Source organism: Xanthomonas bonasiae (genome assembly GCF_014836395.1).
Taxonomy (GTDB): domain Bacteria; phylum Pseudomonadota; class Gammaproteobacteria; order Xanthomonadales; family Xanthomonadaceae; genus Xanthomonas_A; species Xanthomonas_A bonasiae.
In genome coordinates, this window is record NZ_JACSQX010000019.1 from 1 (window position 1) to 10,034 (window position 10,034).

At 70.9% G+C, this 10,034-nt stretch carries 10 protein-coding genes; 8 read left to right on the forward strand and 2 right to left on the reverse strand.

Going from position 1 to position 10,034, the window contains the following annotated elements; all coding sequences use genetic code 11:
* Nucleotides 1-473 precede the first annotated feature (473 nt).
* The 6 genes from H9658_RS21410 to H9658_RS21435 all read left to right on the forward strand — a co-directional run bounded on the left by H9658_RS21410 (nucleotide 474) and on the right by H9658_RS21435 (nucleotide 5,361).
* On the forward strand, nucleotides 474-842 hold the full coding sequence (locus H9658_RS21410; RefSeq protein WP_191826879.1) for a hypothetical protein: 369 nt from the start codon (nucleotides 474-476) through the stop codon (nucleotides 840-842).
* A 5-nt stretch (nucleotides 843-847) separates the two neighbouring features.
* Entirely contained in the window at nucleotides 848-1,339 is a 492-nt protein-coding gene (locus H9658_RS21415; protein WP_179569517.1) for a phage holin family protein, read from the forward strand.
* Complete coding sequence (locus H9658_RS21420) at nucleotides 1,336-1,803, forward strand: hypothetical protein (RefSeq protein ID WP_179569519.1); 468 nt, start codon at nucleotides 1,336-1,338, stop codon at nucleotides 1,801-1,803. Before H9658_RS21415 ends, H9658_RS21420 begins: the two co-directional genes overlap by 4 nt.
* A 146-nt stretch (nucleotides 1,804-1,949) precedes the next feature.
* Nucleotides 1,950-3,071 (forward strand): AI-2E family transporter, encoded by a 1,122-nt coding sequence (locus H9658_RS21425; protein ID WP_179569521.1) that lies wholly within the window; start codon nucleotides 1,950-1,952, stop codon nucleotides 3,069-3,071.
* A gap of 129 nt (nucleotides 3,072-3,200) precedes the next feature.
* A complete protein-coding gene (locus tag H9658_RS21430) occupies nucleotides 3,201-3,917 on the forward strand; it encodes an HAD family hydrolase (protein ID WP_225210174.1) in 717 nt (238 codons plus the stop codon).
* 73 nt (nucleotides 3,918-3,990) lie between these two features.
* Nucleotides 3,991-5,361: a leucyl aminopeptidase family protein gene (locus tag H9658_RS21435; RefSeq protein WP_191826880.1), complete on the forward strand. Its 1,371-nt coding sequence runs from the start codon at nucleotides 3,991-3,993 to the stop codon at nucleotides 5,359-5,361.
* A gap of 1,114 nt (nucleotides 5,362-6,475) precedes the next feature.
* Here the strand turns inward: H9658_RS21435 and H9658_RS21440 are convergent.
* Together H9658_RS21440 and H9658_RS21445 are read right to left on the reverse strand one after the other, a co-directional pair.
* Nucleotides 6,476-7,222: an anti-sigma factor family protein gene (locus H9658_RS21440; RefSeq protein ID WP_191826881.1), complete on the reverse strand. Its 747-nt coding sequence runs from the start codon at nucleotides 7,220-7,222 to the stop codon at nucleotides 6,476-6,478.
* Nucleotides 7,219-7,734 carry an RNA polymerase sigma factor gene (locus tag H9658_RS21445; RefSeq protein ID WP_179569529.1) on the reverse strand — a complete coding sequence of 172 codons (516 nt, stop codon included), beginning with the start codon at nucleotides 7,732-7,734 and terminating at the stop codon, nucleotides 7,219-7,221. The genes H9658_RS21440 and H9658_RS21445 overlap by 4 nt, the downstream gene beginning before the upstream one ends.
* A 248-nt stretch (nucleotides 7,735-7,982) precedes the next feature.
* On the opposite strand from H9658_RS21445, the gene H9658_RS21450 reads away from it, so the two are divergent.
* Together H9658_RS21450 and H9658_RS21455 are read left to right on the forward strand one after the other, a co-directional pair.
* Nucleotides 7,983-9,083 carry a catalase family peroxidase gene (locus tag H9658_RS21450; RefSeq protein WP_191826882.1) on the forward strand — a complete coding sequence of 367 codons (1,101 nt, stop codon included), beginning with the start codon at nucleotides 7,983-7,985 and terminating at the stop codon, nucleotides 9,081-9,083.
* Nucleotides 9,080-9,658 carry a cytochrome b gene (locus H9658_RS21455; RefSeq protein WP_191826883.1) on the forward strand — a complete coding sequence of 193 codons (579 nt, stop codon included), beginning with the start codon at nucleotides 9,080-9,082 and terminating at the stop codon, nucleotides 9,656-9,658. The genes H9658_RS21450 and H9658_RS21455 overlap by 4 nt, the downstream gene beginning before the upstream one ends.
* Nucleotides 9,659-10,034 lie beyond the last annotated feature (376 nt).

Here is a 10,034-nt window from a genome sequence, read left to right on the forward strand (position 1 = left end):
GGCCTCGGCTGTCTTCTCAGACCATATGATGCCAAAGCAGGCAGGTTTTTAGAGGTGCCCTGAAGTCGCTCCCACAAAAAAGCGTGCGGCCGTCTGGTCAGGTGCGCTGTGGGAGGGGTTCGGCACCGACAGGGGCCGACACCGGCCAGGGTTGCGGCTTCGCTCGTCGCGGCTGAAGCCGCTCCTACACAACGCCTTCGGCCGTCTGGCTGGGTGCACTATAGGAGGGGCTTCAGCCCCGACAGGATCCGAGACGGGCCAGGGTTGCGGCTTCGCTTGTCGCGGCTGAAGCCGCTCCTACAGAAAGCCTGCGGCGCGCGCGGCGCTGTCCTTGGACATAATGCCGGACTGGATGTACCCGTGCGGCCGGGCCTAACAAGCTCTACACCGCGTCGATGCTATTCCTCTGGATCGCGATCCGCGAACCGCCTGCCGCGCGCAGGTATGCCCCTACCACCGTCAGGAGACACGCGATGAATGCCAGCCCCACCAATACCGAAAACCTCAAGGACAACCTCAGCGAAGCCGGTTCGCACCTGAAGTCGGCCGCCAGCTACGCCGGCGAAGCGATCAAGGGCGCCGCCGGTGCCGCGGGCGACGAGTTGAAGCTGGGCAAGGCCAATGTCAAGGCCGAGCTGTCCGACAGCGCGCTGTCCGGGCTGGCCGCTGCCGAGTTCGGCGGTGCCGCGGCGAAGGAGCAGGTCGATGTGCTGCTGGACAAGGGCCGCGACCTGATCGACAGCGCCGCCGAGCTGATCCGCGAGCGCCCGCTGGCCTCGTTCGGCGTCGCCTTCGCCACCGGCTGGATCATCGCCAAGCTGGCGCGCAGCAGCGACAAGTAAGCCACGTGAGCGACGAGCAGGCCCGCGACGGCGCCGCTGCCGCGCCGGATCCGGCGGCGGCGGAACGGCCGTCGCTGGAGGAATCGTTCCGCGAATTCAGCACGGCCGGCCGCGACGGCCTGACCGCCACCCTGGAAGCCGGCCGCGCGCTGCGCAAACTGGTGGTGGCGGACCTGGCGCTGGCGCGCGCGGCGATGGCCCGCGCGCTGGTATGGCTGACCATCGCGGTGTCGTTCGGCGCGTCGGCATGGATGCTGCTGATGGGCGCGCTGATCGCGGTGCTGCAGCGGCTGGGCTGGTCGTGGCTGGCGTCGATCTCGGCGACCGCCGCGTTCAGTCTCGTGGTCACCGCCCTTGGCGCGTGGCAGGCGCTGCGCTATTTCGAAATGAGCAAGCTCGACGCCACCCGCCGCCAGCTGGCGAAGCTGGGGATCGGGGGCGACGACGAGGACACCGCCGAGGACCATGCGTCCAAGGCCGCCGGAGCGGGCCGATGAAATTCGATCAACTGCAGCACCGCATCGCCCGCGCCGAGACGGTGCTGGAAGGCCGCCAGCAGCAGATGCAGACGCAGTGGACCACGCTGCAGCGGGTGTGGCGCGAAGGCTGGACACCGCTGCGCATCGTCGCGGTGGGCCTGGGCGCAGGTTTTCTCGCCGGACGCGCCGAGCCGGCGGCGGCGATCGGCAAGCTCGGCGGTGCGCGCTGGCTGCAGATGCTCAGCGCGGTCTCCAGCCTGCTGACCGCGACCAAGGTCAAGGAAGCCTCCGACCAGGCCGAACGCGCGGCGGACACCGCGCAGGATGCGGCCGAGGCGGTCGAGACGCCCGCGGCCGCAGGCGTGCCGCGGCCGCCCGTTGCGCCCACGGTGGCCACGGCGCCGGTCGATGCGCCGTTCGCCGCGTCGCCGCAGGCACCGCCGCGCGCGGCCGAAGCGGCCACCGACGTCTCCGAACGCTGAGCGCCGCCTAGCGACCCGCTGCGGTCGCCACGCCGCCTTCATACCGCGCAGGCCAGGATCGGCCTACACTCCGCTTCCCCTTTTTGCGCCGAACGGCGCGCGTCCAGCCGACGCGTGCCGGGGCCACCGTACGCAGCGCAGGTCCGATGAGCACTCTGTCCGAATCCGTGGCCGACGCCGGCGACGTGGCACCGCCCCCCGAGGACGCCCTCCCGCCACCGCCCGCCCCGCGCCCGCGTGGACCGGTGTCGTTGGTGGTGCTGGCGACGCTGGCGGTGGGCTACACCTTGTGGGCGGCGCAGGAGGTGATCCTGCCGGTGCTGCTGGCCGCGTTCTTCGCCCTGGTCGGCAATCCGATCCTGCGCGGGCTGCGGCGGCTGTACGTGCCGCGCTTCCTGGGCGCGCTGCTGGTGCTGCTGTCGGGCATGGCGGTGGCGACGGCGCTGACCATGCAGCTGGCCGGGCCGGCCGCCGAGTGGGTGCAGCAGGCGCCCGGGCAGATGCGCCACATCGCCACCCAGGTGCGCGACCTGACCAAGCCGATGCAGCAGGCCAACCAGGCCGCGGAGAATTTCGCGCGCGCCGCCGGCGGCGACAACGGGCGCCGCGTGCAGGTGATCCGCACCCAGCTGGACGATCCGTACAAGGCGCTGGTGCGCACCCCGCGGCTGGCCGCCTCGGCGCTGGCGGTGGTGTTGCTGACGTTCTTCTTCATGGTGTTCGGCGAAAACCTGCAGCGGCATGCGATCGCGCTGCTGCCGAACCGCCAGCAGCAGAAATTCACCACCGACATCCTGCGTTCGATCGAGCGCGAGGTGTCGCGCTACGTGCTGACCATCAGCGTCATCAACACCCTGGTCGGGCTGATCTTCGCCGGCATCCTGGTGCTGCTGAAGATTCCGCTGCAGGAAGCGCTGCTGTGGGGCACGGTGGTGGCGCTGCTGAACTTCGCCCCGTACGTGGGCCCGCTGATCGGCGCGATCCTGATGCTGCTGATGGGCTTCGTGGAGTTCCGCGATCCGCTGAGCGCGGCGCTGCCGGCGATCCTGTACCTGGCGCTGCACATGCTCGAAGGCCAGGTGGTGACGCCGATCGTGCTCGGCCGGCGCATGGCGATCTCGCCGCTGATGCTGATCCTGGCGCTGATGCTGTTCGGCTGGCTGTGGGGCATGATCGGGCTGCTGCTGGCGGTGCCGCTGCTGGTGTGCATCAAGATGGTGCTGGCGCGGGTGGACGGCATGCAGCGCTGGGCCAGGTTGCTGGAATGAAGCCGGGATTCGGGACTGGGGACTGGGGACTCGGAAAAGCGATCGATGCGGCGCCGGGGCCGGCGCGTGTGTCTACTGTTGGCAGGAGCCGGCACTGTCGGTTGGCGTAAAATGTTGCGAGTGACTTCCTTGCCTTCCTTCCCCGTTCGCGCCATCACGCTGGACCTGGACGACACGCTGTGGCCGTTCGCGCCGATCGGCGCGCGCATCGAGCAGGTGCTGCACGACTGGCTGCTGCAGCACAGTCCGCGCACCGCCGAGCGGTTCCCGATCGCGGCGATGCGGCAGCTGCGCGACGAGGTGTTCGCCGCCCATCCGCACCTGGTCCACGACCTGAGCGAGATGCGGCGCCTGACCCTGCGCCGCGCGCTGCGCGACAGCGGTGCCGACGAGGCGCTGGTGGAGCCGGCGTTCGCGGTGTTCTATGCCGCGCGCAACCAGGTGGAGTGCTATCCGGACAGCATCGCCGCGCTGCAGCGGATCGCCGCGCGCGTGCCGGTGGTGGCGCTGAGCAACGGCAATGCCGACCTGGCCACGATCGGCCTGGCCTCGCACTTCGCGTTCCAGCTCAGCGCGCGCGAACACGGCGCAGCCAAGCCGGACCCGAGCATCTTCCACGCCGCCTGCGCGCGCCTGGGCCTGCCCTGCGCGCAGGTGCTGCACGTCGGCGACCACATCGAGATGGACGTGGTCGGCGCGATGCAGGCCGGGCTGCGCGGGTGCTGGATCAACCGCGACGCGCAGGCCTGGCATCCGCCCACGCCGCCGGACCTGCACTTCGACACCCTCACCGGCCTGGCCGACTGGCTGGACGCCACCCAGCCGGCCGTCGGCGCGCGCGCATGAGCGCCGCCCGCTGCCGCCTCTTCGCCCTGGCCGCGCGTCGCGCCGACCGCGCCCGACTCACAAGGACCCGCTGATGTCCCTGCCTTCCGGCTTCACCAATGCCTCCCCCCACGCGCTGCCGCTGCATGTGCTGGACCGCGAACGCCTGGCCGAATGGCGCGCCGCGCAGGCGCCGGCCTGGGTGGCATGGCTGGATGCGCAGCAGTTCGTGGCCGCGCCCGGCACGGTGCTGTTGCTGCCCGGCGCGGACGGCGTGGCCGCGGCGGTGCTGGGCGTCGGCGACCGCGGCGATGCCTATGCCTACGCGCACGCACCGCATGCGCTGCCGGCCGGCAGCAGCTGGCGGCTGGCCAGCGCGCTGAGCGAGGAAGAGCAGGCCGCGCTGCATCTGGGTTGGGGCCTGGGCAGCTACCGCTTCGCCCGCTACAAGCAGCCGACGCGGCTGCCGGCGCAGTTGCTGGCCGCGCCGAGCGCGGAAGTACGCGACCAGCTGGAGGCCTGCGTGCGCGTGCGCGACTGGGTCAACACGCCGGCCGAGGACATGGGACCGGACCAGCTGGAAGCGGCCGCGCGCGCGATCGCCGACGCGCATGGCGCGCAGTGCGAAAGCATCGTCGGCGAGGAATTGCTGCTGCGTAATTTCCCGGCGATCCACGCGGTCGGCCGCGCCTCGCACCGCGCGCCGCGGCTGATCGTGCTGCGCTGGGGCGAGGAGGCGCATCCGCACGTGGCGCTGGTCGGCAAGGGCGTGTGCTTCGACACCGGTGGCCTGGACCTGAAGCCGGCCGACGGCATGCGCCACATGAAGAAGGACATGGGCGGCGCGGCGCATGCGCTGGCGCTGGCCGGGCTGGTGATGGCGCAGCGGCTGCCGCTGCGGCTGACGGTGCTGCTCGCGGCGGTGGAGAACGCGGTCGGCCCGGATGCGTTCCGCCCCGGCGACGTGATCGCCACCCGCCAGGGCATCAGCGTGGAGATCGACAACACCGATGCCGAAGGCCGGCTGGTGCTGTGCGACGCGCTGAGCTACGCCAGCGAACAGGCGCCGGACGCGATCCTGGATTTCGCCACGCTGACCGGCGCGGCGCGGGTCGCGTTGGGCCCGGACCTGCCGGCGCTGTTCTGCAACGACGACGCGCTGGCGCAGGCCTGGATCGCCGCCGGCGAACGCAGCCGCGACCCGGTGTGGCGCATGCCGCTGTGGCGCCCCTACCTGCGCTACCTGACCAGTTCGATCGCCGACCTGGCCAATGCCGGCTCGCGCATGGCCGGTGCGGTGACCGCGGCGCTGTACCTGGAGCGCTTCGTGCCGGCACGGCAGGCCTGGGCGCACCTGGACGTGTACGCCTGGAACGACAGCGACCGCCCCGGCCGCCCCGCCGGCGGCGAAGCGCTGGCGCTGCGCTCGGCCTACGCGATGCTGAAGGCGCGCTACGCCGGGTAGGGGTTGGCGGGGCGTTGCCATCGTCCCGGACGCGTGGCCGAGGTTGCTGGAGCGCCTCCTGTAGGAGGGGCTTCAGCCCCGACAGACCACCCAAACCGCCAAGGTTCCTGACTTCGCTCGTCGCGACTGAAGTCGCTCCTACAGGAGCTTGCGGCTTGCTCGCCGGGTGCATTGTGGGAGGGACTTCAGTCCCGACGCGATTCGGTCGCGGCACTTCCACCGCTTCGCTCGTCGCGACTGAAGTCGCTCCCACAAGGGTCTTGCGGCTCTCCCGCAGGGTGCACTGTAGGAGCGGCTTCAGCCGCGACAGACAAGTAAAACCACCAGGGTTGCCGGCTTCGTTCGTCGCGGCTGAAGCCGCTCCTACAGGAACTTGCGGCTTGCTCGCCGGGTGCACTGTGGGAGGGACTTCAGTCCCGACGCGATCCGGTCGCGGCACTTCCACCGCTTCTCTCGTCGCGACTGAACTCGCTCCCACACGGGTCTTGCGGCTATCTGCAGAGTGCACTGTAGGAGCGGCTTCAGCCGCGACAGACAAGTAAAACCACCAGGGTTGCTGACTTCGCTCGTCGCGGCTGAAGCCGCTCCTACAGGAGCTTGCCGCTTGCTCGCTGGGTGCACTGTGGGAGGGACTTCAGTCCCGACGCGATCCGGTCGCGGCACTTCCACCGCTTCGCTCGTCGCGACTGAACTCGCTCCCACACGGGTCTTGCGGCTATCTGCAGAGTGCACTGTAGGAGCGGCTTCAGCCGCGACAGAAAAGTAAAACCACCAGGGTTGCTGGCTTCGTTCGTCGCGGCTGAAGCCGCTCCTACACCTACAGGAGTTTGCGGCTTGCCCGCCGGGTGCATTGTGGGAGGGACTTCAGTCCCGACGCGATCCGGTTGCGGCGCCTCCACCGCTTCGCTCGTCGCGACTGAAGTCGCTCCCACAAAGAACCTGCGGCTCTCTTGCACGGTGCACTGTAGGAGCGGCTTCAGCCGCGACAGACAAGTAAAACCACCAGGGTTGCTGGCTTCGTTCGTCGCGGCTGAAGCCGCTCCTACAGAAACTTGCGGCTTGCTCGCCGGGTGCGCTGTGGGAGGGACTTCAGTCCCGACGCCGTTCTGCTGGCTCAGCCCTGCCCGCGCAGCAGCGGGGCGATCTGGCGCATGCGGGTCTGCGTGGCCGGACCGACCAGGGCGAAGGCGGTGTCGCCTTCGGACCAGTATTGCGCCAGCAAGCGGCCGTCGCGGCGCTCGCCGTCGCTGAGGCGGGCGCTGCGCGGGCGCAGGTACAGGCCGATGCGCGCGCCGTCGGCGTCCTGGTAGACCAGCATCGCCGCGGCGCCCTCGGGGGTGGATAGCAGGCGCCCGCCGCGCAGCGCGAAGCCCTGCGCCTGCAGGTCCGGCACCGCGCCGGCCGCACCGAAATGGGTGCGCAGCCAGCCCTGCAAGGCCAGCCGCCGCGCCGGGTCGAATTCCAGCGGCTGCTCGCCGTCGGCGAACAGGCGATACGCGGCCACCGCGTCGGCCATCGGCAGGCGATCGCCGCCGAGACGGCTGTCGCGCAGCTGCCAGCCAAGCGTGATGCCCAGGCCCAGCATCAGGACGCAGCTGGCGGCCATGGCGGCCAGCGTGCGGCGCCGCTGGCGCACGCGGCGGCGCAGGGCCGGCACGGTCAATGCGGGGTTGGCCGGCAGCGTCTCCGCACCGGCCCAGGCCGCGCGCAGCGCGTCGGCATCCCGCTTCCAGCCGGCCACGCGCGCGGCGTGCGCGGGATTGGCCTGCAACCATGCCGCGACCTGCGCGCGCCGCGCCGGGTCCAGACGGCCATCGACGTAGGCGTGCAGGGTTTCGTCGTCGGGGCGCAGCACGGTCATTTGAGCACTCGCAAGGCAGGGCCGCCGGCGCCGCGGCCTTCGCCGATCTGGCGCAGTTTCTCGCGGGCACGCGACAGCCGCGACATCACCGTGCCGATCGGCAGGTCCAGCGCAGTGGCGGCGTCGCGGTAGCTGAAGCCCTCGACGCTGACCAGCAACAGCAGCGCGCGTTGTTCGGCCGGCAGTTGCGCGAACGCGGCCAGCATCGCGCGGCCGTCGTGCACCTGTTCGGCGGAGGGCGCCTGGGTCGGCTGCTGCGGCGCGAACAGGGCCAGCACCCGCTGCCAGCGCTGCGCGCGCCGGCGCGCGTCGACGAACTGCCGGTACACGATCGCGAACAGCCACGGCTGCAGCGCATCGGCATCGCGGCGCGTGGACCAGCGCCGCAGCGCGCGCTCCAGTGCCGCCTGCACCAGGTCGTCGGCACTGGCCGCATCGCCGCTCAGCGACTGGGCGAAGCGCCGCAATCGCGGCATGAGCGCACGCAGAGAATCGTCGTCGAGTTCGTCCATGGGCAGGGTCAGGTGCAGCGCTCGGGAAGGGGCAATCACAGGTAGGACGCACGGCGAGGCGGATTATTCCCTGGCCTGGGCGAGCCGCCTGTCCGGACGGCTGGCACGCGATTGTGCCGCCTGCCGGGCCGCAAGGAACCGCTGCCGGCGAAAAACGCAATGCAAACGCCGAACCAGCGCCTGTGCCGGGAATAGAACGCGGCGCCGGACGTCTCACTCCCAATCGCCGCCGCCACAGGAGTCGCCCCATGTCCCATCCCGATCCCACCCCGCCGCCACGCCCGCGGCCCTGGCTGCCGCTGGCCGGCATCGCCGCGATCGCCGCCGTGCTCGCCGCCGCCTTCGCCTGGAGCGCGGGCTGGCTGGGCGGGCCGCAGCGGCTGACCGCGCAGCGCATGACCGATGCCATCGAGGCCGGCGGCCCGCCGCATCCGGGCTTCCGCCGCGCGCACAGCAAGGGCATGTGCGTAAGCGGCCATTTCGAAGGCAACGGCCAGGCGAGCGCGCTGTCCTCGGCGCGGGTGTTCACCCAGGCATCGGTGCCGGTGCTGGGACGCATGTCGATCGGCGGCGGCGATCCGCACGGCGCCGATGCCACGGCGCGGGTGCGCAGCATGGCGCTGCTGCTGCGCAGCGACGACGGCCAGCAGTGGCGCACCGCGATGAACAGCTTCCCGTTCTTCGTGGTGGCCACGCCGGAGGGCTTCATGGCGCAGACCCTGGCCGCGCAGCCGGACCCGGCCACCGGCAAGCCGGACCCGGCGAAGCTGGCCGCGTTCGCGCAGCGCTATCCGGAAGCGAAGAAGTTCCAGCAGTGGGCCAAGACCGCGCCGTGGTCGGACAGTTGGGCAAACACCCAGTACAACGGGGTCAACAGCTTCCGCTTCATCGCCGCCGACGGCAGCAGCCGTTTCGTGCGCTGGTCGATGCGGCCGCAGACGGCGTTCAAGGAACTGTCCGCGGCGCAGCGCGCACAGGCCGATGCCGACTTCCTCGGCGAGGACCTGCAGGCGCGGCTGGCGCACGGGCCGCTGCGCTGGGACCTGGTGCTGACCGTGGCCGCGCCCGGCGATCCGGTGAACGATCCCTCGCAACCCTGGCCGCAGGACCGGCAACAGGTGGTCGCCGGCACGCTGGTGCTCGACCACGCCGAGCCGCAGGCCACCGGCCCGTGCCGCGATCTCAACTACGACCCGCTGATCCTGCCGCACGGCATCGCCGGCTCCGACGATCCGATCCTGGCCGCGCGTTCGGCGGTGTATTCGCAGTCGTTCAACCGTCGCGAGCGCGAGATCGGCCGCGGCCAGGCGCCCGAGGCGACCGGCCAGGCGCATGGGGGTGCGCAATGAGCCGCGCGAACGCCTCCGGGCATTTCAACCTGACCGCACGCGTGCTGCACTGGCTGATGGCGGCGATGATCCTGACCATGCTGTTCGTCGGCGTGGGCATGGTCGCCTCGGTGTCGCAGCGGCCGTGGCTGCTCGACCTGCATCGTCCGCTGGGCATCGCCATCCTGGTGCTGGCGATCGTGCGCCTGGGCAACCGCCTGCGCCAGCGGCCGCCGCCGCTGCCGGCCGACCTGCCGTGGTGGCAGAAGACGGCGGCGCTGGCCTCGCACTGGCTGTTGTACGCGCTGATGCTGGCGATGCCGTTGCTGGGCTGGTCGATGCTGTCGGCCGGCGGCTATCCGATCGTGCTGTGGCCGGGCGTGCAGTTGCCGCCGATCGCGCCGCACAGTCCGGCGCTGTATGCGTGGCTGCGTAGTGCGCATGGCTGGCTGGCGTATCTGCTGTTCGCCACGGTGCTGGGGCATCTGTGCGCGGCGCTGTTCCATGCCTGGGTGCGCCGCGATGGGGTGTTTTCGAGCATGGCGCGGGGTGGTGCGGTGGCGGTGGAGCAGACGACGCGGCGAGAACAGGGCTGAGGTCTTGCGCTGTGCTGATCGCGAGCTATCGGAACGGCTCGGGTGGACCTGGACCATCGGTCGCGATGGGCGCGATCGGTAACGCCCGTCGCGACTGAAGTCGCTCCCACAAGAAGGCGTGCGGCTTGCTGGCCGGCGCTCCTGTGGGAGGGGACTTCAGCCCCGACAGATTGCCTGGCGACGGTTCGGTTCCTGTCGCGGCTGAAGCCGCTCCTACAAAAAAGCGCATGGCGTGCTGGCCCGGTGCACCTGTAGGAGGGGCTTCAGCCCCGACACATCGCCTGGCGACGGTTCGGCTTCTGTCGCGGCTGAAGCCGCTCCTACAAAAAAGCGCATGGCGCGCTGGCCCGGTGCACCTGTAGGAGGGGCTTCAGCC

Bases quoted from the DNA above. Each gene is read 5' to 3' on its own strand.
- H9658_RS21410 (WP_191826879.1), top strand. From the start codon at position 474: ATGAATGCCAGCCCCACCAATACCGAAAACCTCAAGGACAACCTCAGC.
- H9658_RS21420 (WP_179569519.1), top strand. From the start codon at position 1,336: ATGAAATTCGATCAACTGCAGCACCGCATCGCCCGCGCCGAGACGGTG.
- H9658_RS21425 (WP_179569521.1), top strand. From the start codon at position 1,950: ATGAGCACTCTGTCCGAATCCGTGGCCGACGCCGGCGACGTGGCACCG.
- H9658_RS21435 (WP_191826880.1), top strand. From the start codon at position 3,991: ATGTCCCTGCCTTCCGGCTTCACCAATGCCTCCCCCCACGCGCTGCCG.
- H9658_RS21440 (WP_191826881.1), bottom strand. From the start codon at position 7,222: ATGACCGTGCTGCGCCCCGACGACGAAACCCTGCACGCCTACGTCGAT.
- H9658_RS21445 (WP_179569529.1), bottom strand. From the start codon at position 7,734: ATGGACGAACTCGACGACGATTCTCTGCGTGCGCTCATGCCGCGATTG.
- H9658_RS21450 (WP_191826882.1), top strand. From the start codon at position 7,983: ATGTCCCATCCCGATCCCACCCCGCCGCCACGCCCGCGGCCCTGGCTG.
- H9658_RS21455 (WP_191826883.1), top strand. From the start codon at position 9,080: ATGAGCCGCGCGAACGCCTCCGGGCATTTCAACCTGACCGCACGCGTG.